The sequence below is a fragment of the Afipia sp. GW821-FHT04G03 genome, from assembly GCF_059419985.1.
The window spans coordinates 98516-123934 of the sequence record NZ_JBWKSV010000003.1 but is presented as its reverse complement, the minus strand read 5'-3'; the positions used below and the strand labels follow the sequence as shown (position 1 = coordinate 123934).

Sequence of the window (25419 nt, the reverse complement as noted above, 5' to 3'; positions counted from 1 at the left end):
TAGGTGATCGGGTATGCATCAGCATGCACCCTTAGATCAAACGAATTGCATCCCGAGGCGATGCGTGACTTGAACAGGCGTCGCTTGCGGCCTCCTTATAGCCAAATATGGCAGTTTGGCGCAAACGAGAATGCTGTTGAAACAGGCCAACTGCCATACAATGCTTGTGAAAATTTGACCGGCAGAGTAAGTCGGCTCGTCTTAAGTAACCGTCCGTTTGCCCATCAACCATTGATTTACCCGAAATGACAGAACCAGTTTCCTCTCGCAAACAGATGTTGCTTGCCCATTCGGAGAAGCACGCAGCTTCCCGGAGGGAGTGGCGCGGGAAATCGTCGTTCTTTCATCGCGAGGATGAAAAGTATCTGCGCTTCCTGATTCCTGCGGGCGCGCGGGTTCTGGAGATCGGTTGTGGCACCGGCGATACGCTCGCGGCGCTCGCCCCGTCATACGGCGTTGGTGTCGATTTCAGCCCCGGCATGATCGCACAGGCTCAAAGGCTGCACCAAGAGCTGACGTTTAAAGTCGGCGACGCGGAAGACGCTGCGACGATCGAGGCGCTGGAAGGGCCGTTCGATTTTATTCTGGTGCAGGACACGATCGGATCGCTCGACGATTGCCAGAAGTTTCTGGCGCAGCTGCATCCATTGTGCGCGCGTCATACGCGCATCGTCATCGGGCATTTCTCGCATCTGTGGCAGCCTGTTCTGCGTTTCGCCGAAGCCATCGGCCAGCGGATGCCTTATCCGGAGCAGAACATCCTGTCCCCCGATGACGTTGCGGCGCTTGCCGATCTGGCCGACATGGACCCGGTCAAGGCGGAGCGGCGGTTGCTGATGCCGGTGTCGCTGCTGGGGATCGGGCGTCTCATCAATCGCTTTATCAGCGTGCTTCCGGGAATCCGGCTGCTTGCGCTTCGACATTATGTCGTGTGCCGGTCGCTGCGCGCGGCGGGAGATGAACTGAAGTCCGCAACAGTCGTGATCCCCGCGCGCAACGAACGCGGCAATATCGAGCCCGCGGTGCAGCGGTTGCCGCAGTTTTGCGACGATATCGAGATCATTTTCATCGAGGGCCACAGCAAGGACGGCACCTTCGAGGAAATCGAGCGTGTCAGGGCCGCGTACCCGGAGAAAGACATCAAGGCGATGCGCCAGCCCGGCAAGGGCAAGGCCGATGCCGTGTTCACGGCTTACGACGTCGCGCGCGGCGACGTGCTGATGATCCTGGATGCGGACCTCACGATGCCGCCGGAACAGTTGCCGAAATTCTGGGACGCCATCAAGTCGGGGAAGGGAGAGTTCATCAACGGCTCACGCCTTGTTTATCCGCTTGAGGAAGATGCGATGCGGTTTCTCAACCTGATCGCCAACAAGATATTCTCATATCTGTTTTCGTGGCTGCTGAACGAGCGCTACACCGATACGCTTTGCGGTACCAAGGTGATGCGCAGGACCGATTACTATCGCCTGCGTGATGGGAAAGCCTATTTCGGTGACTTCGATCCGTTCGGCGATTTCGACCTGATTTTCGGCGCCTCGAAACTCAACCTCAAGGCCATCGATCTTCCCATTCGCTATGCCGCTCGTTCCTACGGCGAGACGCAGATCTCGCGGTTTCGTCACGGCGTGATGTTGCTGAAAATGGTGGTCTTCGCGTTCTTCAAGATCAAGGCGATCTGATTCGCGTTAGCCGGTGCGGGCGATCACGTTGATGCTTGCGCCGTCGCCGACCAACCGACGCAGGTCTTCAGGTGCCGTGGGGAGAAGACGCTCGGTTCGTTCGTGATAGAAGCGATACCCGTGCGGGGCGAAGCAGGCGAGCAGCTCTTCCAGCGACGAGCCGCGTTCGTCGAGCACATACGGCGACAATTCCATCAGAAACACAGGGCGGCTGTCGCGCAACAGCGCCGTCGCGCCACGGAGGACCTCGGTTTCAAACCCGTCGACGTCGAGTTTGACAAGCTGCACGGCCGGATTGCCCATCTCTGCGAGAACGCCGTCGATGCTGCGGGCGTTGGCTTTCTCGGTCGGCATCGCCTGACCGAGATGCTTGGCATGCAGATATTCGCTCGGCGTCAGCGGCCAGTTCGAATAGATTGAGGACGGCACTTTCGCTTCGTCCTTCGCCGCAAGAAAGCAGTTGAATGGTGTCACGCGCGCCGCAAGATCGGGGTTGAGTTCGAGGTTGCGAAGCAGTTTCTTGTAGGCGTAATCCGTCGGCTCGAAGGAGAGCACGCGCCCTAACGGGCCGACGAGCTGGGCGAGCGGGAGGGAATGCGCGCCGATGTTTGCGCCGATGTCGAGCACGAGCGACGACGGCTTGACCCATTTCCGCAATGCATTCTGCGTTCCCCGCTCGAACATGTTGCCGAGAAAGATCGCGAGATCGATGCCCTGCGACAGGTCAAGATCGTATGTCACGCCATTTCGTGTCACCACGGACCGATCCGAGAGCCCGGCCAGTGCACGCGCCATGTGAACGCCGCGGTAGGCAAGGCGCGCCAAAGCGAGTTTGTGGACGGTCTTCATTCGTTTCTCTATTGATGGAAAATGCGGTGCGGAGGGCAGGAATTGCCCGTTCTTTTGACCGGTTTATTTCACAAGCAAAATACCCTTCATCATTCAGAAGTGCCTCATGTCCCGATCAGTTGAACCGTCTCAATCCCCATCGGACGAGGCCCACGGCCGGCCCGACGCTCTGGCGCGTCTGACGCCGTTCGGATGGCGCGGCGGCCTCTTGGTCACTGTGCTGCTGCTGGCCGGTTCCTTTGTGCTGGCAGGGTATTTCATTATCTATTGGCGCAATGCCGACATGGATCTGATGGTCGTATATAGGGCGCTGTCGCTAAATGATGGTCGATATGTATTCCATGAGCATCCGGCCTATTTGACAATTACTTCGCTCAACCGCTGGTTTCAGTTCCTCCACCAGATCGGCCTTCTCGATGCCTCGTCGCTTTCAGCGATCCCGTCCGCGGCGAATGTGCCGGCCTTCGACGCGGCAATGACCGCGGCGGTCCGGGCGGGCAGGGTGTACGCGCTTCTCACCGCGCTGGTGTTTGTTCTGGCTTTCGCTGGTCTCGCGCGGCGTCTTGTTCGCGATTGGCGGGTCGCGCTGCTCGCAACCTTTGCGTTTGCGTTCTCCGGCGGCGTCGCGGTTCATCTGCGCATTCTGCGCAGCGAAATGATCGCGGGCTGTTTCTTTGCGTTTGCACTGATGATCCTGATCGCGGTTGCGCGGCGCGGGACCAACTGGCGGCCGCTGGCGATGGGTTTTGCCGCGATGCTTTGTATGCTGGCTCTGGAGAACAAGATTCATGCAATCCTGCTGATTGCGCTACTTCCGGCACTGATCCTTCCGTTCGGGTCGTCGTCCGGCGCAAGCAGCGCCTTCTGGAATAACACGACGCGTGCATGGCTCGCCGTCATGGTTGTGGCAGCGGTCGCTGTATTGACGCTTTATCTGGCGCGGCCCCTGATTGCGCTTGGACTCAACCCGCCGGCTGCTGACTCCCTGTCGTTGAAAATTATTCTTTTTGAGAAGCCGCTATTCTTTGGCAGGTTCGGCGTCTATCAGGCGGCACTGCTCGGATGGATTTTCGCATGCATGATTGCATTCGCCAAAATCTGGCATGTGCGGTTGACGGAAACCCTTGCGGCGATGTTCGCCGTCGCGGCTGGCGCGGCGCTCGGTCTGCTGGCTTTATTCATTCATTTCGACACCAGCAATGTCGCCGTTGTTTTAAACCCGCTTGAGGAAATGCTCACGTTCGCGGATCCGCAGGCGGTCTCGGCGGCGGGTGCGAGCGGGCCATTCGCGGCTATTGGCCTGTTGCTGTCCGGTGCGCTGAGCGTTCTGCAGCGCTACACATTCTTCTTGTTTACGTCGCCGCGCCCGACCGTCTTCCTGACATGGCTCATCTTGCCGGGCATCGTCTATGCGTGGCGGCGGGGCGAACGGCAGGTTGCGTTGCAGGCGGCCTTTCTCATGCTGTCGGCGATCGGCATCGACGCGCTTGGCGTCCGCCGCGGGCTGAAGGCCGAGTATTTCATACTTACTGATCCGCTGATCATCATTGCGGGCATGATCCTGCTCGACCGTCTGAGCGAATTCAGATTTCACAGATGGGCCTATGCGGTCGGCGCGGTGCTGATCGTTCTTCATGTCAGCATCAGCCAGGCCGAGGCCATCAAGTCGATGACCCGCCGCGCCGGGCCGCAAGGCATCTGTGAGTGGAACGAGTTGTATCTGCCGCAGCTTCCGGTGCCTTGGTGCGCCGTTCCGGCCAAGCCGTCCTAGCCGTCGGTCAGTTCGGCGGCCCGTTCAAGGTCGTCAGGGGCTGCGGCTTTCTCGGCGCTCAGGATCCAGACAAGCCCGCCGATGGCCCCCACCACGAATGACGACGCGCCGAACAGCAGCGACACCACGGTGCCGTCGGTCTGCGCCAGCCCTGCATAGCCGAACGCCACCATCATCGTCGCCTCGCGCACGCCCCAGCCGGCAATGGAAATCGGCAGCATCGTGATCAGCATGATCGGCGGGATCAGCATGAAGAGCTGCTCGAAGCCTGCCGATGCCGCGATGGAACGCACGGCGCACCAGGCGATCACGACGGCCATGATGTGAATGAGCAGGGATAACACCGCGACCTTCGGCCCGGTGCCGGCGCTGAAGAGGACCCGGTTTGCGATCACCGAACAGGCGTGAACATGTTTGGTCGGCCAGAACGTCGTCAGCCATTTCCAGGGCAGGTGACCCAGCAACAGAAATCCGAGCCCTGCGGAAATCGCAGCGACGTCGATCAGCAGCAGAGCGATGCGCCCGCGCGGACTGGCTATCAGATCGTAGCTCCACGGCAGGCTTGCGACCACGATGATCGCCAGTGCGATCAGGCCGATCGCCCGATCGACCAGAACCGAATAGGTCGCCGCGCGCCAGCCTGCACCGGTTTGCTTTACCAGCCACAGCCGCATCGCGTCGCCGCCGATGGTGGAAGGGAGTGTCTGGTTGAAGAACATGCCGATCATATTGTAGCGAAAGGCCTGCCCGGCACCGAGCGGCGCTGCGCAGCTTGCACTGATTTCACGCCAGCGCAGCGCGCCCAGAAGAATCTGGAATACGGTTGCCAGCACGGCGAGCGAAACCCAGCCCACGTTAATCTGGCTCAGACGTGACTGAATGGCCGCAAAATTGATGCCGCGAAACGCAAAATAGAGGAGCGCCGCCGAAACCAGTATTCGAGCGGCAAGAAGGAGAAATCCGCGCATTCCGGACCGCGATGGTTAACTTCTGGAGGGTCTGGCAAAAGGCCCCAATACGGTGGCTGCCAGGCGATTTTCACCGTCTTGGTATGGCTTTGGGGCCGCTCTGGCAATAGTAAAGCTCTCGCCTATTGCGGCGGTTGCGGCGCGCCGGGTAAAGAGAGCAAAGCGATCGAAACTGGCGCAAACAGCGCCTTTTCAAGTACGAGGACAGCCACGCGTGGCACACGGACGCAAGATTGCGGTTATCGGTCTGGGGTATGTCGGATTGCCGGTTGCGGTGGCATTCGCGCGGGCCGGCGTTTCAGTTGTTGGGTTTGACATCGACCAAAGGCGTATCGGCGAATTGCGTGAGGGGCATGATCGCACTCATGAGGTCGAGCCTGCGGATCTGCATCATCCGTCACTGTCGTTCACCCATGACACGACAACGCTCGCGTCCTCGGACTTCTACATTGTCACCGTGCCGACACCGATCGATGCGGCCCGTCAGCCCGATCTCGGCGCGATGTTCGCGGCGTCGCGTACCGTGGGCAGTGTGTTGAAGAAAGGCGACATCGTCGTCTATGAATCGACGGTCTATCCGGGAGCCGTCGAGGAAGATTGCATCCCCATTCTTGAGAAGGCTTCCGGACTCAAGGCGGGATCGGATTTCAAGGTCGGCTATTCGCCGGAGCGGATCAATCCCGGCGACAAGCAGCACAGGTTCGAGACCATCATGAAAGTGGTCTCGGCGCAGGACGCCGCCACGCTCGATATCGTCGCCGATGTCTATGGGTCGGTCGTCACGGCCGGGATCCATCGGGCTCCCACCATCAAGGTGGCGGAGGCCGCGAAGGTCATCGAAAACACACAACGTGATCTCAATATCGCGTTCATGAACGAGTTGTCGCTGATTTTCCAGGCGCTCGACATCGATACCGGCGATGTGCTGGCTGCCGCGCGGACCAAATGGAACTTCATGCCGTTCCAGCCAGGGCTTGTCGGGGGACACTGTATCGGCGTCGATCCGTACTATCTCACCTATCGCGCGGAGAAGGCGGGCTACCATCCCGAAGTTATTCTTGCGGGACGCCGGATCAATGACGGCATGGGACAGCGCATCGCGCGTGAGTGCATCCGCGGCTTGTTGCGCCGGAAGGGCAGCGGCGGCGTCGTCACCGTGCTCGGCCTGACCTTCAAGGAAGATGTTCCGGACACGCGCAATTCGCGTGTGGTCGATGTGATACGTGAACTGGAATCGTTCGGTCTCAAGGTGCAGGTCTGCGATCCGATGGCGGATCCGGCTGACGCGAAGCATGAATATGGTGTCACACTGACCGATTTCGGCGCATTGCAGCCTGCGGACGCCGTGATTGTTGCTGTCGCACATAAAAATTATATCGATGCCGGCTGGCCGATGATCCAGAAATTGCTTGTTGGCGGCGGAGGCCTTGTTCTCGACATCAAGGCGAAGCTTGATCGCAGCAAGCTGCCCGCTGGTGTTGAGTTGTGGCGCCTCTAGTCGTTCGTTTGGAGAAAGAATGTCGGATCAGACGGTACTGGTGACAGGTGCGGCGGGCTTTATCGGCTTTCATGTCGCGCAGGCATTGTTGCAGGCGGGGCGCAATGTCGTGGGCCTGGACAACCTGAACAGCTACTACGATCCGAAACTGAAGGATGCCCGGCTCAGCATTCTGAAAAACAATCCGAAGTTTAGTTTCATCAAACTTGATCTCGCCGATCGTGCCGGGATGGCGGCTCTTTTTGCCGAGCACAAATTCCCCGTTGTCATCCATCTCGCAGCACAGGCGGGCGTGCGTTACTCGATCGAAAACCCTCATGCGTATGCCGACGCAAACCTCGAGGGTTTCGTCAATGTGCTGGAGGGGTGCCGGCACAACGAATGCCGCCACCTTTTGTATGCGTCGTCGTCATCGGTGTATGGGGCAAACACCAAGCTGCCGTTCTCCGTGAACGACAGCGTCGATCATCCCATCAGCCTGTACGCGGCCTCCAAGAAGGCCAACGAATTGATGGCGCATTCCTACAGCCATCTTTACCGGATTCCCTCGACCGGTCTTCGTTTCTTCACGGTGTATGGCCCATGGGGTCGCCCCGATATGGCGATGTTTCTATTCGCAAAGGCGATCATTGAAGGACAGCCTATCAAGCTCTTCAATCATGGCGATATGCGCCGCGACTTTACTTACGTCGATGATGTCACTGAAGCGATTGTGCGGCTGATCGACCACGCCCCCGTTGGAAAGTCTCAGACGTCCGGGACCAGCTCGGCTCCGTGGCGGATATTCAACGTGGGAAATAACCAGCCGGAAGAGCTATCGAAGGTTGTGGCGATTCTCGAAAAGGAATTCGGGCGCACGGCGGCGAAGGAAATGCTTCCGATGCAGCCGGGCGATGTTCCGGCTACCTACGCAGACGTTGACGATCTGATGCGGGAAGTCGGGTTTCGCCCGTCGACCTCGATCGAGGACGGCATCGCGCGATTTGCCAGATGGTATCGCGACTATCATCGGCTGTGAAATCTGTGGATTTTGAGGGCGCATGAGCGAACGAATTATTCCATTGATCATGTGCGGCGGCGCGGGGACGCGCCTGTGGCCGGCCTCGCGCGAGGGGCGCCCGAAACAATTCCTCCGGCTGTTCGGCGAGCGATCGACGTTTCAGGATACCATGCTGCGCGTAAGCGAGCCGACCTTGTTCGGGCGTCCGATCGTCATCACCAATGCGGCGTATCGCTTCATGGTGCTCGAGCAACTGAACGAGATCGGCCTCGATGCGGATATTCTTCTTGAACCTGCGCGGCGCGATTCCGGACCGGCGATTGCTACCGGCGCCGCCTTCGCGCTGACGCGCGATGCGGATGCGGTCGTGCTGGCGTTGGCCGCCGATCATGTGGTGCGTGATCCTGATGCTTTCATTGAGGCCTGCCGCAAGGCATTAAGTGTCGCCAGCGCGGGGCGTATTGTGACCTTCGGTGTGCTTCCGGAGCGGCCTGCCACTGAATACGGCTACATCCGGCCGGGTGATGTTGTGTCCGGCGACGTGCGCGCGGTCGCGACCTTTGTCGAAAAGCCGGATCCAGCAACCGCAACCCGCTACGTCGAGGAAGGCTACTTGTGGAACTGCGGTAACTTCATGTTTCGCGCGCAGATGTTGCTCGACGAATATCGCGCCGTCGATTCCGCCAGTGTCAGCACATTGACGGAGGCCGTGAACAACGCCGGGCGCGACCTCGACTTCATTACGCTTCCGCTGGAGTCGTTCGGCAAGGCGAAAGCCATCTCCATCGATTACGCCGTGATGGAGAAAACCACGCAGGCCGCGGTCATTCCCGTCGCCTGCGGCTGGTCCGATGTTGGCTCGTGGCACGCTGTTTGGGAACTGTCGGACAAGGACGAGCACGGCAACGTGGCGCAGGGGCTCACGGTGTTCGAGGACTCGCGCAACTGCAACGTCTCCACCGACAAGGCGCTGGTCGCGCTGGAAGGCGTCGACGATCTGGTCGTGGTGGCGACGCAGGATGCGATCCTGGTCTCGCGCCAGAGCGATCCGAATGGATTGAAGCGACTGGTCGGCAAGCTTAGAACCGTGGCTCCGCAGGTGACCGAGGATCATCTCAAGGTTCATCGGCCATGGGGATCGTACCAGTCGCTCGATACCGGCGAGCGCCATCAGGTGAAACGGATCATCGTCAAGGCCGGCGGCCGGCTTTCATTGCAGAAACATCACCATCGATCCGAACACTGGATCGTGGTGCGCGGCACTGCATTGGTCACGGTCAACGACCTGCAGAAGATGGTTCACGAAAACGAGTCGATCTACATTCCGATCGGCGCCATCCACCGCATGGAAAATCCCGGCAAGATTCCGCTGGAGCTTATCGAGGTCCAGACCGGCAGTTACCTGGGTGAGGACGACATCATCCGGATCGAGGACGATTACCGTCGCCAGTAACGTCGGAGTGCGACGTGTCTGTTTGATCAGGCGTGCCCGCGTCTACCCTTGTCCGCCCCCCTGACTTAACAGAGCCTTGTTCACGGGATTGGTTTCCCAAAGTTCTTTCGCAATTTGAATCGGCGTGATTTTGAGATTTGCCCACCACGCCATCTCATTGCCGTGCTGGTGCAAGTCGTGATGGTGCTTGCGACACAAAGGCACTACAAATTCGTCGCTGACTTTTCGGCCCATCGCTTTGGTCTGTGCGAATTTCAGATGGTGTGCATCGCACGGTATCTGCGCGCATACGAGGCATGGCTGCGCTCCTACAAACCTGAGATGGGCCTTGCTGCGTCGTCGCACCGTTTTGGTAATGGGCGAGACTTTTGATGGCATTGTCTGTTGCGAACGATTGCACTCAACAGGCGAGTCGGACACGGCTTCCTCAAGACTGTCCGAAGTCACCGCGCGCTGATCTAGTTCTTTGTGCGAAGATTGCTCCAGAATGCTTTGATATGCTCTCTCGACAGCGCGGGAGTCGTCTTTGGTAAGTTTGTTCTTGGCAGATAATCTCCGGTGAGCCCAAGTCGCTAGATCGTCTCCGTTCTTCAAACCGCCAATTTCGGCAATGAGTTCGTCCTTCAGTTGCGCTGACATTTCCTCGTTCAATAGCGGCGATCGGTGCCAGGTGCCGTTGTGCGATGTTTTGGCAGTGTAGTTTGTTGGCTTCTCATGGTGTGAAACTGGAGACGATGGCTCGATCAAAGTGTTCGGAGCGTCGAGATCGTCTTCACCGGCGATACCGACGAGCGCGAAAAGAGCGTATCGCCGAGCGTAGGTGAGCGCTGCTCCCATGCGGTGAGGTGCTGCGGTGTCGCTGACAGCACATACTGGCCAGTCCGATGAAATCCATTCGCCGGATGAATGCGCAAGGAGGGTCGTCAACCTGATTTGACCGGTTGCGTCATCAATTGCGGTAGTCTGCACTGTTGCGATCTCGTGTTGACCCAAACTTTTGCGAACGATGTCGAGACCGCTTGCCAGTGAGGCGTAACGAAACGTTTGATCAGCCTCGCGCGGAAAGGGCGATCGAATGGTCGCGACCAGCGATTTTTCCGGGTTGCTAAGCTCGGATTGAGCTTTTGCGAGTGCAGCTGCGATCGTACCGATCGATTCACTGGATCGATGCATGTGGCATCTCCACATCAAGAAGGTCAAAGCTGACCGCACCATTCTTCGAGCGCTTGGCGCGCAGGCCGTGCCCGATTGCTTCCTTGGCGTCCTCAGGTATTAGTCTTTTAAGATCCGCTTTTGCACCCTCGTGTTTTTGATGCGCATCACGGGTTTGCTGGTAGATAGATGCGAATTCAGCCCAGCTATTGGACGAGTTCATATCAACCACCCGAACGGCTTCAAGGCGCGGCCGCGGTGCTTCGACCCCAAACACTTGCGGTGCTTCGCCGCTTAGTACGCAACGCCAGAATTTCTTTTCAGCTGTTAGGAGCAGATGCTGATAAAGAGGGTCGGCGTGGATGGTCATCTCAACCCATTTACCTCCGCCGGTGACAATCGACAGAACAGCTGATCGACGATCCGCAACCCACATGTTGTGCTGAAGCTGGGCCATATGCTTCTCGGCCGCCGCTTCCTCCGAGAAGGTCCATGGCAACATGAACTTTGCCTCGAACACGGCCCCTGAGGGTTCAACAAGGCCGTCAAGGGTAGCCCCCATCCATCCGAGTACGGGATGTCGAACGTGCTGCTGAACATTTTTGACGGTGTGTCCTGTGTTTCGTTCATACCAGCGCCGATTAAGGTCTTCCGTTGTGCTGCCGAGCTGGACAACCAAGTTGTTCGAAAGGTCTTCCGATTCCTCCTCGCCACGTTTCTCGCGCCATAGACGCAGGAGCCGATTGTCATCCGTACCCATGATGACGCGTGCGTCTGAGCCCCCAATGAAGGTGCGTCGATCCCCTTCAATCCCCTGTTTTTTCATGTCGCGCTCCGAGCTATAGTGCACGAGGATTCGTGCATATGATATAAATCATATCATATGATATTATTTTGTCAAGATGGTTGGAAGATTGCTGAATAGTGCTCAAATTCGCGCGGCGCGTGCGCTCATTCGATGGAGCGCAGCAGATCTTGCGACCCATTCTAACGTTAGCATCGCCACAATTCGGCGTGCTGAATTAACTGCAAACGTCACGGCGTTGACTGTTTCTAACGACCTAGCCATTCGCCACGCTCTCGAAGAGGCTGGGGTTGAGTTCATCGACGAAAACGGCGGAGGGGCCGGAGTAAGGCTAGCTAATCCGGGAAGTCATAAGACTCCATGATTAAGTACCGCCACCGCTGCTTGATTTCGGCACACCACGCGCATGTAATTCTTTGAACGAAAACGTGTAGGACATCCCGGCAGCAGCGTTCGCCACATATGTGACGCCATGCTAGGACATCGCAGGCGAACGGCGAGGCGACTCGCGCACAGGATTCAAAGGTTTCAAATATGAGTTCGACGGTGTCGGCTAAAAGTTCTGCGGACGATACACGGTTGCTGCGGGTCGGTGTTGTCGGCGCAGGTGTTATGGGCACCAACCATGCGCGCGTGCTGGCCGGTCTGCCCGGCGTCAAGCTGATCGGCATTGTCGATCCGCTGTCCGCGCATCGCACGCGTGCCGAGCAAATGCTGAACTGCCCGACGTTCACGACGCTGGATGAAATGCTTGATGCGGGTCTCGATGCCGTGACCATCGCGGCGCCGACGCATCTTCATCGCGAAGTTTCGCTCGCTTGCATCGCGCGCAAGATTCACGTCCTTGTCGAAAAGCCAATCGCGTCCTCGGTCGAGGAGGGCAATGAAATCGTCGCCGCCGCGCGCGCTGCCGGCGTGACCTTGATGGTCGGCCATGTCGAGCGTTTCAATCCGGCGGTGGCTGCGATCAAGCAGGCGATCAAGGATGAGGAAATCCTGTCGATTGCGATCACCCGCGTCGGACCTTTCCCGCCGCGGATGTCGAATGTCGGCGTCGTCATCGACCTTGCGGTTCACGACATCGATCTCATTCGCTGGTTCACCGAATCCGACATCGTCGACGTGCAGCCGCAACTCGCGAGCGCCGTGGCCGAGCGCGAAGACATCGCGTTGCTTCAGTTCCGCACCGCCTCTGGCGTGCTCGCCCATATCAACACCAACTGGCTGACGCCCTTCAAGGCGCGCAGCGTCACCGTGGCGACGCGCGGCAAATACATTCAGGGCGATCTGCTGACCCGGCAGGTGACCGAGTGCTTCGGCTTCCAGCGCGACGGCAGCTATTCCATGCGTCATCTCTCCGTCGGTCACGACGAGCCGCTGCGCGCTGAACTGGTCGCCTTCCTCGATGCAGTGCGGACCGGCAATGCTCCGGCCGTGACGGGCGACGAAGGCGTCGCCAGCCTCGAGATTGCAATCAGGTGTCTCGACGTTCCCGCCGGCTCCATCGCCACACCGCTGCGCAAGGGACCGCGCGCGGTCGCAAGCTGACGGCAGACTTCATTATTATTTTCACATCAATCCGGCACGCATCATGAACCAGCATCTGCGATCAGAACCCGTGGCTTTCATCGACATTGTCGCGCAGCGCCAGCGTCTCGGCACGAAGATCGACGACGCTGTTACGCGCGTTCTCACGCACTGCCAGTTCATCAACGGTCCCGAAGTCGCCCAGCTTGAAGCGGACCTCGCTGCGTTCTGCGGCGCCAAGCATGTGGTCGCCTGCGCCAGCGGCACCGACGCCTTGCTGATGGTGCTGATGGCTGAAGGCATCGGCCCCGGCGATGCGGTGATCTGTCCGTCGTTCACGTTCTGCGCAACCGGCGAAGTCGTCGCGCTGACCGGCGCGACGCCGGTGTTCGCCGATGTCGACGAAGCGACTTTCAATTTGAACATCGGTTCGCTGAAGAAGGCGATTGCGACCGCCAAAAAGCTTGGCCTCAAGCCGAAGGCCGTGATCCCGGTCGATCTGTTCGGCCAGAGCGCGGACCACGATGGCATCGCCGATGTGGCGAAAAGCGAAGGGCTGTTTGTGCTGGACGATGCCGCGCAATCGTTCGGCGCGAGTTACAAGGGCCGCCGGCTCGGCACGTTCGGGCTTGCCACGGCCACCAGCTTCTTTCCCGCCAAGCCGCTGGGCTGCTTCGGCGACGGCGGAGCGATCTTTACCGATGACGCCGGCCTTGCAGAACGGCTGCGCAGCGTGCGCGTGCACGGGCAGGGCCGCGAGAAATACGACAACGTCCGCATCGGCCTGACCGCGCGCCTCGATACCATGCAGGCTGCGATCCTGATCGAGAAGCTGAAGATTTTCGACGACGAAATCGAGGCGCGCAACAAGGTCGCGGGCCGCTATTTCGACGCCCTCCATAACATCGTGATCGCGCCGCGCGTCGCGGAGGGCAATGTGTCGACCTGGGCGCAGTACACTATCCGGCTGCCGAATGGTGGCCGGGACGCCTTCGCCGACGCACTCAAGGCGCAAGGCATTCCGACCGCGATCTATTATCCGAAGTCGATGCACCAGCAGACAGCCTACAAGCACTATCCCTCGGCTGAGGGCGGGCTGCCGGTCAGCGAGAAGCTGTCGCAGGACGTTATCAGCCTGCCGATGCACGCCTATCTCGATCAGGCTTCGCAGGATCGCGTGATCAAGGCTGTGCGCGACGCGCTTTCATAACGATTTGAGCATTTTGCGCCGCTGTCTCATGATATAGAAGCAGCGGATGCTCGGGCGAATTTTCACCGTCGGCGGCTATACCCTTCTCTCGCGGGTCACGGGCTTCGCGCGCGACATCATGCTCGCGGCGATCCTCGGCGCCGGTCCGTTGGCCGACGCCTTTTTCGTGGCGCTGCGGCTTCCCAATCATTTCCGGGCGATCTTCGCGGAAGGCGCGTTCAACGCCGCCTTCGTCCCTGCCTACTCGCATCTCTATAACCAGAGCCAGCCGTCCGCGAAGCTGTTCGCCGACCGCATCTTCACGCTACTGTTCAGCGTGCAGGCTATCCTGCTGGTAATCGCCTGGCTGTTCATGCCGCAGGTCATCGCTGTTCTCGCGCCGGGGTTTACCAGCGACCCGGTGCGCGGTGAGCTTGCGGTCTCGTTGTCCCGCATCACCTTTCCGTACCTGCTGCTGATCACGCTGGTCACGCTGTACGGCGGGATGCTGAATGTCATGCATCGCTTCGCGACGGCGGCGGCGGCGCCCATATTCCTCAACCTGTCGATGATGCTCACGCTGGCGCTGGCTGCGTTCTTCCCGAATGCCGGCTACGCAGCCGCGTGGGGCGTTCTGATCGCGGGATTTCTGGAGTTCTTCCTGCTGGCCGGAGACGCCGGGCGCAACGGCATTCTGCCGAAGTTTTCCGCGTTCAAGCTCGACAATGATGTACGCGCGTTCTTCCGCGCGCTTGGCCCTGCGACGGTCGGCTCGATGGGCACGCAGATCGCGCTGTTCGCCGACACGATCATTGCGACCTTCCTGGCCGCGGGCGCGTTGTCCGCGCTTTACTATGCCGACCGGCTCAATCAGTTGCCCATCGGCGTCATCGGCATCGCCATCGGCACGGTGTTGCTGCCGGAAATGTCCCGGCGAATCACCGCAGGCGATCATGCAGGCGCCATGGCCTCGCAACGCCGCGCGTTCGACTTCACATTGCTGTTCTCGATCCCGTTTGTCGCGGCTTTCCTCACGGTGCCTGATGTCATCATGCGCGCTATGTTCGCGCGCGGCGCATTCTCGAAGGCCGATGCTGCCGCAGCCGGAGCGACGCTTGCGGCCTATGCGATCGGGTTGATCCCCTTCGTTCTGATCAGGAGCGCGATCGCCACCTTCTATGCCCGCAAGGACACCGCGACACCGGTCAAGGCCGCGCTCACCGGGGTTGCGGTCAATGTCGCATTGAAAATCGCGCTGGTGGGTTCGCTGGCGCAAATAGGCCTGGCGCTCGCCACCGCCGTCGGCGCATGGGTCAATTTGCTGCTGGTGGTGCTGTTTGCCGTGCGCCGCAAATACCTCGTATTCGATCGCGTTTTCCTGACGTCGCTCGGAAAGTTCGCAGTGGCAGGTGTTGTGCTTGCTGCGGCGCTTTGGCTGACGTCGCGATGGGTGTACTCCGTGCTGGCCGGCATGACCTCGCTGCGCGATGAAACCGCTCTCGGAATTTTGATCGCGGCGGGCGCGATCGTTTATGGCGGGTCCGTGTTGCTGCTGTTCGGACGGCGCTGGCTGGGTGCCCTGGTGCGCCCTTAGGGCAATTGCACTTCCGCTCATTCCCCTGCATGATGGACGTTAGAAACGTTCCAGTTTTGCAGTCGGAGATCGCATGGCTCCAGTCAAGTTCGGCGTCGGGCAAAGTGTCCTGCGCAAGGAAGACGATGCTCTTATTCGCGGCAGGGGGCGCTACACGGACGATTACGCGCCGTCGTCCGCGCTTCATGCGCTGGTGCTGCGTTCTCCTCACGCCCACGCGAAGTTCAAGATCGATGCATCGCGCGCCCGCGGCCTGCCTGGCGTCGCCGCTGTTCTGACAGCCGACGATGTGAAAGACCTAGGCGGTCTTCCGTGTCTGTTCAATCTTCCGGACGAGCCTTTCACCGGGCCGCCATATGCGATCCTCGCGCGCGATGTCGTACGGCATGTCGGCGATGCGGTCGCATTCGTCGTGGCGGATACGGTGGAGCAGGCGCGCGACGCGATTGAAGCGATCGAGGTCGAATGGACGCCGCTGCCGGCCGTCATCGGTCTGGTCAACGCGGTGAAGAAAGGCGCGCCGCAGGTCTGGCCGGAACATGCAGGCAATGTGCTGTTCGATACGGCGCTGGGCGACAAAAAAGCGACAGAAGCGGCCTTTGCGAAAGCCCACGCGGTGGCTGAAATCACCATCGTCAATCCGCGCGTCGTGACCAACTACATGGAAACCCGCGCGGTGGTTTGTGAGTACGATGCCAAGCGCGATCACCTGACGCTGACGATCGGCAGCCAGGGCAGCCATCGGCTGCGCGACATTCTCTGTCAGAACGTTCTCAACATCCCCGTCGAGAAAATGCGCGTGATCTGCCCCGATGTGGGCGGCGGTTTCGGCACCAAGCTGTTTCCCTATCGCGAATACGCGCTGGCTGCGGTTGCCGCGCGTAAGCTGAATAAAACGGTGAAATGGACCGCCGAGCGGGCCGATCACTTTGTCGGAGATGCGCAGGGACGCGACAATCTCACCACCGCGCGCATGGCGCTCGCCGAGGACGGCAAGTTTCTCGGCATGGACGTCGATCTGATGGGCGACATGGGCGCCTATCTCTCGACCTTCGGCCCCTACATCCCGCACGGCGGCGCGGGAATGCTGCCGGGCCTCTACGACATCGACGCGTTTCATTGCCGCGTCCGTACGGTGTTCACCAACACCGTGCCGGTGGATGCCTATCGCGGTGCTGGACGCCCGGAAGCCGCCTATGTGGTCGAGCGTCTGGTCGATGCCGCCGCGCGCAAACTCGGCATGACGCCCGATGCGATCCGGCGCAAGAACTTCATTCAGCCGCGCGCGATGCCGTACACGACGGCCACCGGCAAGATCTACGATTCCGGCGACTTCGCCGCGCACATGAAGCGCGCGATGGAGGTCGCGGAGTGGAAGGATTTCCCCAGGCGCGCCAAGGCCGCGAAGAAGCAGGGTCTGGTGCGCGGTATCGGCCTCGGCACCTATGTCGAGGTCTGCGGCACCATGGGCGAGGAAACCGCGCAGGTGCGGCTCGATCCGACCGGCGATGTTTCGATCCTGATCGGCACGCAGTCGACCGGGCAGGGACATCAGACCGCCTATGCGCAACTTGTCGCGGAACAGTTCGGGATCGCACCCGAGCGCGTTCATATCTTTCAGGGCGACACCGACCAGATCCCCACAGGTCTCGGCACCGGTGGATCGAGCTCCATTCCGTCCGGCGGTGTGAGCGTGGAGCGGGCCACCCGCAAGCTCGGTGCGAATTTGAAAGACATCGCGGCCAATGCGCTTGAAACAGGCGCGGGCGATCTCGAATTCAGCAACGGTTCGATCCGCGTCGCCGGCACCGACCGGTCGATTTCATTCGCCGATCTTGCGAAGCGCGCGGGCGATCCGTCGAAGCTGAGCGCGAGCGAGACGTTCACCAGCGCGGACGGCACCTATCCGAACGGCACGCACCTTGCCGAAGTTGAAATCGACCCGGCCACGGGCGCGATCCATGTCGTGAACTATGTCATCGTCGATGACTTCGGCGTCACGCTCAATCCGTTGCTGCTGGCGGGACAGGTGCACGGCGGCACCATCCAGGGCATCGGACAGGCCCTGATGGAGCAGGCGGTCTACGACAGCGTGGACGGCCAGCTTGTGACGGGCACGTTCATGGACTACGCGCTGCCGCGCGCGGCGGATGGGCCTTCGATCAAGTTCGAGACTCGCAATGTGCCGTGCATGACCAACCCGCTCGGCGTCAAGGGCGCCGGCGAAGCGGGCGCGATCGGTTCATGTCCCGCGGTGGTGAACGCAATCATCGAGGGCCTCTGGCGCGAGTACGGAATCGATCACATCGATATGCCGGCCACCGCCGAGCGGGTCTGGACGGCGATCACGCAGAGTCGTCGCGAGCACCGATTGTGAAAATTCCCCGCCCCTGAAAAAATTCTCGGTCTTGTCAGAAGGCTGCCTGAATGGTCGATTTGGGGACATTTCGCGTGACGATGTTACTTTGAAACTCAAGGAAGGACATATCGAATGAAGCGTTCCGTTCTCGTGGCCGCCGTCATGTTGCTCGGCGTCGGCGCCGTCGCTGCCCAGCAGGATTTGATCGAACAAAGCCACGCGCTGATGAAAGCCAATGGCAAGAATCTGGGTGGCGTGCTGAGCCCGATGGCAAGAGGCGACAAGCCTTACGATCAGGCCGCGATCGATGCGGCGCTGGTGCAGCTTGACGAAACGGCCAAGAAGCTTCCGTCGCTCTACCCCACGAGCGTCAAGGATGTGAAGCAGACCAGCGAATATACGCCGTCACCCAAGATCTGGGAGGACAGGTCGGGCTTCGACGCCGCGATCGCAAATTTCGGCAAGGCGGTGACCGAGGCGAAAGGCAAGATCAAGGACGCGGACAGCTTGAAAGCGACGCTTCCGACCATCGGCAAGTCTTGCTCGGGTTGTCACGAAACCTTCCGCGTGAAGAACAGCTAAGACCGTCACCGACGAGGTCACGTTCAAGGGCGGGTGCCTGGCGCCCGCCCTTTGTTTTGGTCGGCCTGATCGAGGAGGCTTACTTGGTGACCTGTCCGCGGATCTCGCCGCCCTTGTTCGCCTCGGTATGGATGTTGATGTACATCTTTCCGGCCATCAGGTCGGCGGCCTGAGCGTCGGTGAGGGTGGCGCTGCCCTGGGCCCCGCTGGCAGCATCCTTGAACGGAACGGCTACCGGCGCGTTCTTGCCGGCTTCGGCGGGACCGTGGAAATGCGCCATGGTGGCCGGGCCGGTAAGGCCGGAATAGGTCACCTTCCATGTCAGCATTTTGGTTGCCGTATCATATGTGACGTCCGCGGTGCCCTTTCCGGGGCTGGTATTGGCAGGTACTTCGGCTGCGCTGGTCAGATTGACCTTCATGGTCATCTTCTCGGCGAATGCCGGTCCGCTGAGTGCGATGCACGCCAGGGCCGCGACCGTAAATGTTTTGCCGTTCATGGTTTTCTCCCCTAGTTTTGGTACTTCCAATATCGATTGAACACTGGCCTTGGTCTTTTAGTTCCTGTCGATTTCTCCGGGGGCGATAATGTTTCGGAAGCTTTTCCTGCTGGCGATCGTCGCCCTTGTCGCCGGCCTGGGAGTTTTCTGGTTCGTCACCGTGCCGGCGGTAGTGTCTGCCGAAGCGTTGCCCGCCTATTCGCCGAACCTCGCCAACGGCAAGACCGTATTCGATGCCGGCGGCTGTGCGTCATGCCATGCGGTGACCGGTGAGCCGCGCACCATGCTCGGCGGTGGGCTCGCCATTCCATCGCCATTCGGCACGTTCTACGCACCGAACATTTCGCCGCACAAGCAGAACGGCATCGGCGGCTGGACCGAGGCGAATTTCGTCACCGCGATGAAGAAGGGAACGTCGCCTGCTGGGACGCACTATTTTCCTGCGTTTCCCTACGGCTCCTATCAGCACGCGACCGACAACGACATCCGCGACCTGTTCGCCTACATCAAGACGCTGCCGCCGCTGTCGGGGCGCATCCGCGATCATGCCGTGAACTTTCCATTCAACGTGCGGTATCTGGTGGGCGGCTGGAAATTCCTGTTCCTCGACGACAAACCGTTTGCGCCTGATCCGAAACAATCGGCGGCATGGAATCGCGGCGCTTATCTCGTGAACGGCCTCGGTCACTGCGCCGAGTGCCACAGCCCGCGCAATTTCCTCGGCGGCATCGTCTCTTCGCAGAAGTTCGCCGGCGGACCGAATCCCGAAGGCGAGGGCTGGGTGCCGAACATCACCCAGAAGGGTCTCAAGGACTGGTCGGAAAAGGAGCTCGCATGGTTCCTCAAGACCGGCGAGACGCCGTCAGGCGACACTGCGGGCGGTTCGATGGTACGCGTCATCAAGAATACGTCTGAGCTGAGCGACGCGGACCGCGCGGCCATGGCGGCCTATCTGAAGTCGCTTCCGGCGGTCGATGGTCCGGCGCGGCCCAAGAAAAAGACCTGAGCAAAAAGACCTGCGCAGAAGACCCTAGCCGCGGGCCTGTCGGCGTAGGTCTGCCCGCATAGCCCGGCGGAAAGCCATGTTGAGACCGGGGTTTTCCGGAGCCTCCCTACATGCTTTGTCGGGCTGAATTGCCCCCGGATTCCCGCTTTCCTCAAATGAATATCGTCAAAGCCGTATCGTTCAAGGCTGCCAGCACGCTGATGTTTGCGGCCATGGGCGCCCAGGTGCGCTATCTGGGTGGAGCCTATCCGGAAGGGCAGGTTGCGTTCTTTCGGTCCGTGTTTGCGCTTGTCCCGATCCTGATCGTGTTTGCCTGGCGCGGGCAACTGCGTGGCGCGCTCTACACCAAGCGGCCAGCCGATCATCTGCTGCGTGGTGTCTTCAGCGTGGTCGGCACCTTCGCGACCTTCGCGGCGCTTGCCCGCATTCCGCTGGCGGATTTCACCGCCATCGCATTCCTTGCGCCGCTGATCACCGTGATCTTCGCGGCTGTGTTCCTCAAGGAGCACGTTCATGCCTACCGCTGGTCGGCGGTGGTGTTCGGCTTCGGCGGCGTGATCTTGATGCTGACGCCTTATGCACGCGACCACACAGTGTTGACGGCCTCGATGGCGGCGGGCGTGTTCTTCGCGCTGACCAATGCATTCACCTCGGGCGGCGCGTCGATTCAGATCCGCCGCCTGACCGCGACCGAGACGACGTCGTCCATCGTGATTTTCATGACGCTGCTGGTGCTGGTCGTGTCGCTGCTGACGGCGCCGTTCGGTTGGCGCATTCCGTCGACCTGGGAGGAGCTTGCGATCCTCGCCGGGATCGGCATCGCCGGCGGGCTCGGGCAGATCTTCTTCACCGACAGTTATCGCTACGCGCCGGCGTCGTTTCTCGCGCCGTTCGACTACACCGCGATGCTGTGGGCGTTCATGCTCGGCTACTGGTTCTTCGGCGAAGTCCCGACGCTCTATGTCGTCGTCGGCGCAGTGGTGGTTGCCGGTGCTGGGATTTTCGTGATCCTGCGCGAGCGCTATCTCGGCCTGAAGCGGCTGCGCGACATGCCGGTTGCGGCCATCGCAACCACCGCCGACGACGAGGAAGATCCCGACGCGCCGGTCACAGGCACGGCGAAGGCAGCCTGAAGACCTCCTAGGCCGTGTACCCATAAACCCGGTCGCGTGGCGCAACGAGGTCGATGTCCGCTTTGCTCCTCAAGCGACGCAGTTGCTGCGCAGCAGCGAAATGACGCGATGTGCCAACAACCGACATGAGCCCGTCCCGTGACGCTCGGCGCGTTAGGTGTTGATGTTGGCGCGGCGACCCGATTTGTCGTACCAAAGAGCCTGGAAGGGGCCGCGCGGGGTATGGGGCAAGACCGGATAAGGGTCGAACGACGGCTGTCAGCAATATTGGCCGCCGACGTGGCCGGCTATTCGCGCCTCATGGGGATCGATGAGGTAGGCACCGCCCGAAACCTGCGTGAACACCGGGTCATATCCGATGCGCTGATCGCCAGGCATGGCGGCCGTATTGTGAAGACCACGGGTGATGGCTTGTTGCTGGAGTTTGCCTCGGTCGTCGATGCGGTGGAATGCGCGGTAGCAGTACAGGCGGTCATGGCCGAGCGTAACGTCGGTGTGCCACAGGATCGGCGCATGCTGTTTCGGATCGGGATCAACCTCGGCGACATCCTGATCGAGGGCGATGACATTCTCGGTGACGGCGTCAACGTCGCGGCACGACTTGAAGGTATCGCCGAGCCCGGGGGCATTTGCATCTCGGGCTCCGCCTACGATCAAGTTCGCGAAAAGGTCGCGGTTGAGTTCACTGATTTGGGCGAGCAGAGCCTCAAGAACATCGCGCGTCCAGTGCGGGCTTATGCCGTTGTCCAGGATCGACTTAACCCGGACATGCAAGCTGATCACGCAATGTCGAGCCAGCATTCGACCCCTCGTCTTTCAATCGTGGTGCTGCCCTTCGCCAACATTGGTGGCGATCCCGAGCAAGACTATTTCGCCGATGGCGTGACCGAAAGTCTTACGACAGATCTGTCCCGTATCAGCGGCTCATTTGTTATCGCTCGTAACACGGCCTTTACATACAAGGGCAACGCCGTTGATGTGAAGCGGCTTGGGTCCGAGTTGAACGTCCGGTACGTTCTCGAAGGATCGGTGCAGCGTAGCGGCAACCGCCTTCGCGTGAATGTGCAGTTGATCGATGCCGGAACCGGCAATCACCTCTGGGCCGAACGTTTTGACAAGCCCGTCGCCGATCTGTTCGACATGCAGGACGAAATCGTATCGAGGCTTGCAAACACGCTGGGCGCGCAGCTTGTTGCAGCCGAAGCACGGCGAGCCGAACGATCTCCAAATCCCAGTTCGATGGATTTATTCTTTCAAGGCAGGGCTTGGTTTAACAAGGGGCTAACTCCTGAATTGATGACACAAGCGCAAATTTTCTTTCAACGAGCTCTGACGCTTGACCCCGGAAACCTCGATGCGATGCATGGTTTGGCGATGGTCGATGCGTCAGTTGGGGCTGCGGATATGACCGACGACAGGCTGGCGCGATTTGCGAACGCCGAAACCACCTTAACCAGCGTGTTGTCCCTCGCACCGAATCATCCAATGGCCCACTTGCATCTGGGTCTAGTCCTCATGTTAACGAAGCGCCCAGCCCAAGGCATCGCAGAGTGCGAGCAGGCATTGGCACTGGATCGTAATTCGGCGGGTGCTTATGGTCTCATTGGCTACGCCAAGTATCTGCTCGGTCGCGGCGGAGAAACGGAACACCACATCAACGAGGCATTTCGCCTTTCTCCGCGCGACACACTTGCGAATGTATGGATGCTGTGGGCCGGCCTCGGCAAGGCGCAGCTCAATGCCGGCACTGAAGCCGTCGGGTGGATGCGCCGGGCGCTTGAAGCGAACCGAAATTTTTCTGCCGCGCATTTCCATCTCGCGGCTGAGCTGGCGCTTGTCGGTGAGCTCGACCAGGCGCGCACAGCAGTTCAAACGGGCCTCGCTCTCGATCCAGGCTTCACCATACGGCGTTTCCGCGCCGGCACAGCGACTGACGAGCCAACTTACCTCGCTGGGCGCGAGCGCTGCTATGAGGGCTTGCGCATGGCCGGCGTTCCCGAAGGTTGAGCGGCCAAAGATTGCGCTGAACATCTGACAGGTCCGGCTTGGGTCATTCGCGACCGGGTCGAGCCAGCAGTAAGTCCGGCCATGTCCGCTATGCCGCCGAAAGCGGAAGTCAATTCGGAGTATTAGCGGCTCCGCGACGGACGTGATTCAAGCTCCGAAACCGGAGCCTCGAATCATGCGCTACGAACTCAGCGACTTTGAATGGACCGCCATCAAGCCGATGCTGCCGAACAAGACGCGCGGCGTTCGGCGTGTAAATGACCGTCGCGTGCATACGACAAACTCGCGGCGAACTATCTGGCGTTCATCAAGCTTGCATCAATCCGAATCTGGCTGCGTGCTAATGAGTCCACGCCCTAAGCCCCGAAGGCCTTGAAGGTGATGATGGTGTAGGTTTCCTGGATGCCGGGAATGACCTGGACCTTCTCGTTGACGAAATGGCCGATGTCGGTGCTGCTGTCGACGTAGAATTTGACCAGCAGATCGTAGTCCCCCGCGGTCGAGTAGATTTCAGAGGCGATCTCGGCTTCCGCGAGCGCATTGGCGACAGTGTAGGACTGGCCCAGCTTGCATTTGATCTGGATAAAGAAGGGGACCATCGCTGTTTCTCCCGGCAAATCGTATCGTGGGGCATCGTGCTGAAGCGCAATAGAGCCAAATCCGGCCACCGTGGCAACCCGCCTTGCTGGGGGGACTCCGGCGCGTTAAATCATACAAATAAGGGGTTTCGGCAGGCGAAACGCCCGATGAGAACGCCATGACCATACCGATTGCGCTGACGATTGCGGGCTCCGATTCGAGCGGAGGCGCGGGCATCCAGGCTGACCTCAAGACGTTCGCGGCCTGCGGCGTCTACGGCGCGTCGGCGATCACCGCGTTGACGGCGCAGAACACCAAAGGCGTCACCGGCATCCACGACGTGCCGGCGGACTTCATCACCGCGCAGCTCGATGCCGTGTTCACCGACCTTGATGTGAAGGCGGTCAAGATCGGTATGGTAGCCCGGAGCGAAGCCATCGAGGCCATTGTCGCGGGGCTCACTCGCTGGTCGCCGAAGCATGTCGTCGTCGATCCCGTGATGGTGGCAACGTCGGGAGCACGGCTGCTGTCGCCCGACGCGATCGATGCCTTGCGCAAAAAGCTTTTCCCGCGGGCAAGCCTGATCACGCCGAACCTGCCGGAAGCCGCCGCGCTGCTCGATGAAGCTATCGCCGACAACGAGACGGACATCGAACGTCAGGGCAGGCGGCTGCTGGCGCTCGGATGCCCGGCGGTGCTGATCAAGGGCGGTCACGCCCACGGCCCCGAGAGCATCGATTATCTGGTCGACGGCAGTTCAGTGATCCGGCTGGCGGCGCCGCGCATCGCCACCAACAACACCCATGGCACCGGCTGCTCGCTGTCCTCGGCCATCGCAGCGGGGCTTGCGAAAGGCGGCAGCCTGGAAGCTGCGGTCCGCGATGCCAAGGCCTATGTCAGCGCCGCCATCGCCGCGGCGGACCGCCTCAGTGTTGGCCATGGTCACGGACCGATCCATCACTTCCACGCCTTCGATTAACGAAACCAACGCGACAACCCGCCGCGTCTGTCGCCTGTTTGTCGCACTCCGCTGTTATTCGCCAGTCAAGCAAACGATGTGTCTGATTCCTGTCAGGCCGCTTACTGGATCAAAAATGACGAGCACCGATCTCGACAAGTCCATCGTTGAAACCGCCTACGCCCGCTGGGCGCCGATCTACGACGCGGTGTGCGGCCCCGTCATGGTGAAGGGCCGGCGCGCCGCCGCCGCCGCCGCCCGCTCCATCGGCGGCAAGATACTCGAAGTTGGCGTCGGCACTGGTCTTTCGTTCGACGACTACGACCGCAGCACCGAGATCACCGGCATCGACATGAGCGCGCCGATGCTCGAGAAGGCGCGCATGAAAATGGCGAGCGGAAAGTATCCGTTCGTCAAGGCGGTCCACCAGATGGACGCGCACCATATGACGTTCGACGACGCGACATTCGATTGTGTGGTAGCGCAGTTTGTCATCACGCTGGTCGCCAATCCCGAGCAGGTGCTGTCCGAATGCCACCGCGTGGTGAAGCCGGGCGGGCGCATCATCCTCGTCAATCATCTCTATTCGGAGGTCGGCGTTGCCGCCGCCGTCGAGCGCTGGGCTGCGCAGAAAACCCGCGCGCTCGGTCTTCGCCCGGAATTTCCGTTCGCGCGGCTTCAGGCGTGGGCGCAATCAAACGCAAGCACCACCCTCATCGAGCGTCGCAAAGTTGCGCCGTTTGGCATCTACACGCTGGTTTGTTTCGAGCGAACTCTCACGTCGCAGGCCGCCTGATCCGTCATCGGG

The 25419-nt window shown here is 60.3% G+C and carries 21 protein-coding genes; 15 read left to right on the top strand and 6 right to left on the bottom strand.

The window, feature by feature from the left end; all coding sequences use genetic code 11:
• The first annotated feature begins 245 nt into the window (after window positions 1-245).
• Window positions 246-1682: a glycosyltransferase gene (locus AC07UB_RS15020; protein ID WP_494654723.1), complete on the top strand. Its 1437-nt coding sequence runs from the start codon at window positions 246-248 to the stop codon at window positions 1680-1682.
• Window positions 1683-1688: 6 nt separating this feature from the next.
• Here AC07UB_RS15020 and AC07UB_RS15015 read toward each other — a convergent pair whose 3' ends face one another.
• Window positions 1689-2531 (bottom strand): FkbM family methyltransferase, encoded by an 843-nt coding sequence (locus tag AC07UB_RS15015; RefSeq protein ID WP_494654725.1) that lies wholly within the window; start codon window positions 2529-2531, stop codon window positions 1689-1691.
• Window positions 2532-2637: 106 nt separating this feature from the next.
• On the opposite strand from AC07UB_RS15015, the gene AC07UB_RS15010 reads away from it, so the two are divergent.
• Window positions 2638-4302, top strand: coding sequence for a hypothetical protein (locus AC07UB_RS15010; protein ID WP_494654727.1), 1665 nt, complete (start codon window positions 2638-2640; stop codon window positions 4300-4302).
• Here AC07UB_RS15010 and AC07UB_RS15005 read toward each other — a convergent pair.
• Window positions 4299-5270 carry a lysylphosphatidylglycerol synthase transmembrane domain-containing protein gene (locus AC07UB_RS15005; protein ID WP_492790265.1) on the bottom strand — a complete coding sequence of 324 codons (972 nt, stop codon included), beginning with the start codon at window positions 5268-5270 and terminating at the stop codon, window positions 4299-4301. The two genes, AC07UB_RS15010 and AC07UB_RS15005, sit on opposite strands and share 4 nt — an antisense overlap.
• A 214-nt stretch (window positions 5271-5484) precedes the next feature.
• Between AC07UB_RS15005 and AC07UB_RS15000 the strand changes: the two genes are divergently transcribed.
• Genes AC07UB_RS15000 through AC07UB_RS14990 form a run of 3 tightly spaced genes read left to right on the top strand, consistent with a single transcriptional unit; the run spans window position 5485 to window position 9221 of the window.
• On the top strand, window positions 5485-6768 hold the full coding sequence (locus AC07UB_RS15000; protein ID WP_494654729.1) for a nucleotide sugar dehydrogenase: 1284 nt from the start codon (window positions 5485-5487) through the stop codon (window positions 6766-6768).
• 19 nt (window positions 6769-6787) lie between these two features.
• Window positions 6788-7786, top strand: coding sequence for an NAD-dependent epimerase (locus tag AC07UB_RS14995; protein WP_494654730.1), 999 nt, complete (start codon window positions 6788-6790; stop codon window positions 7784-7786).
• Window positions 7787-7808: 22 nt separating this feature from the next.
• Entirely contained in the window at window positions 7809-9221 is a 1413-nt protein-coding gene (locus AC07UB_RS14990) for a mannose-1-phosphate guanylyltransferase/mannose-6-phosphate isomerase (RefSeq protein WP_494654732.1), read from the top strand.
• 42 nt (window positions 9222-9263) lie between these two features.
• Here the strand turns inward: AC07UB_RS14990 and AC07UB_RS14985 are convergent, their stop codons facing one another.
• Entirely contained in the window at window positions 9264-10394 is a 1131-nt protein-coding gene (locus AC07UB_RS14985) for an ERF family protein (RefSeq protein WP_494654734.1), read from the bottom strand.
• On the bottom strand, window positions 10378-11199 hold the full coding sequence (locus tag AC07UB_RS14980; RefSeq protein ID WP_494654735.1) for a YqaJ viral recombinase family protein: 822 nt from the start codon (window positions 11197-11199) through the stop codon (window positions 10378-10380). The genes AC07UB_RS14985 and AC07UB_RS14980 overlap by 17 nt, the downstream gene beginning before the upstream one ends.
• A gap of 513 nt (window positions 11200-11712) precedes the next feature.
• Between AC07UB_RS14980 and AC07UB_RS14975 the strand changes: the two genes are divergently transcribed.
• The 5 genes from AC07UB_RS14975 (at window position 11713) to AC07UB_RS14955 (ending at window position 18429) form a co-directional block, all read left to right on the top strand.
• Window positions 11713-12726 carry a Gfo/Idh/MocA family oxidoreductase gene (locus AC07UB_RS14975; RefSeq protein ID WP_492790261.1) on the top strand — a complete coding sequence of 338 codons (1014 nt, stop codon included), beginning with the start codon at window positions 11713-11715 and terminating at the stop codon, window positions 12724-12726.
• A gap of 43 nt (window positions 12727-12769) precedes the next feature.
• A complete protein-coding gene (locus AC07UB_RS14970; RefSeq protein WP_492790260.1) occupies window positions 12770-13915 on the top strand; it encodes a DegT/DnrJ/EryC1/StrS family aminotransferase in 1146 nt (381 codons plus the stop codon).
• Window positions 13916-13961: 46 nt separating this feature from the next.
• The gene (gene murJ, locus AC07UB_RS14965; protein WP_494654738.1) at window positions 13962-15488 is read left to right on the top strand and encodes a murein biosynthesis integral membrane protein MurJ; all 1527 of its coding nucleotides are present in this window, start codon (window positions 13962-13964) and stop codon (window positions 15486-15488) included.
• Between the two features lie 73 nt (window positions 15489-15561).
• Window positions 15562-17865 carry a xanthine dehydrogenase family protein molybdopterin-binding subunit gene (locus AC07UB_RS14960; RefSeq protein ID WP_494654740.1) on the top strand — a complete coding sequence of 768 codons (2304 nt, stop codon included), beginning with the start codon at window positions 15562-15564 and terminating at the stop codon, window positions 17863-17865.
• A 114-nt stretch (window positions 17866-17979) separates the two neighbouring features.
• Complete coding sequence (locus AC07UB_RS14955; RefSeq protein ID WP_494654742.1) at window positions 17980-18429, top strand: c-type cytochrome; 450 nt, start codon at window positions 17980-17982, stop codon at window positions 18427-18429.
• 79 nt (window positions 18430-18508) lie between these two features.
• On the opposite strand, the gene AC07UB_RS14950 is transcribed toward AC07UB_RS14955, so the two are convergent.
• Complete coding sequence (locus tag AC07UB_RS14950; RefSeq protein ID WP_492790256.1) at window positions 18509-18928, bottom strand: CHRD domain-containing protein; 420 nt, start codon at window positions 18926-18928, stop codon at window positions 18509-18511.
• Window positions 18929-19016: 88 nt separating this feature from the next.
• On the opposite strand from AC07UB_RS14950, the gene AC07UB_RS14945 reads away from it, so the two are divergent.
• The 3 genes from AC07UB_RS14945 to AC07UB_RS14935 all read left to right on the top strand — a co-directional run bounded on the left by AC07UB_RS14945 (window position 19017) and on the right by AC07UB_RS14935 (window position 23074).
• Window positions 19017-19934, top strand: a complete 918-nt coding sequence (locus AC07UB_RS14945) for a c-type cytochrome (protein WP_494654744.1) — start codon at window positions 19017-19019, stop codon at window positions 19932-19934.
• Window positions 19935-20089: 155 nt separating this feature from the next.
• Window positions 20090-21067 carry a DMT family transporter gene (locus AC07UB_RS14940; protein WP_492790254.1) on the top strand — a complete coding sequence of 326 codons (978 nt, stop codon included), beginning with the start codon at window positions 20090-20092 and terminating at the stop codon, window positions 21065-21067.
• Between the two features lie 222 nt (window positions 21068-21289).
• Window positions 21290-23074, top strand: coding sequence for an adenylate/guanylate cyclase domain-containing protein (locus AC07UB_RS14935; RefSeq protein ID WP_492792660.1), 1785 nt, complete (start codon window positions 21290-21292; stop codon window positions 23072-23074).
• 356 nt (window positions 23075-23430) lie between these two features.
• On the opposite strand, the gene AC07UB_RS14930 is transcribed toward AC07UB_RS14935, so the two are convergent.
• On the bottom strand, window positions 23431-23673 hold the full coding sequence (locus tag AC07UB_RS14930) for an Lrp/AsnC ligand binding domain-containing protein (protein ID WP_492790253.1): 243 nt from the start codon (window positions 23671-23673) through the stop codon (window positions 23431-23433).
• A 158-nt stretch (window positions 23674-23831) separates the two neighbouring features.
• On the opposite strand from AC07UB_RS14930, the gene thiD reads away from it, so the two are divergent.
• Both thiD and AC07UB_RS14920 read left to right on the top strand, forming a co-directional pair.
• A complete protein-coding gene (gene thiD / locus AC07UB_RS14925; protein ID WP_492790252.1) occupies window positions 23832-24632 on the top strand; it encodes a bifunctional hydroxymethylpyrimidine kinase/phosphomethylpyrimidine kinase in 801 nt (266 codons plus the stop codon).
• A gap of 115 nt (window positions 24633-24747) precedes the next feature.
• Window positions 24748-25407: a class I SAM-dependent methyltransferase gene (locus tag AC07UB_RS14920; protein WP_492790251.1), complete on the top strand. Its 660-nt coding sequence runs from the start codon at window positions 24748-24750 to the stop codon at window positions 25405-25407.
• Window positions 25408-25419 lie beyond the last annotated feature (12 nt).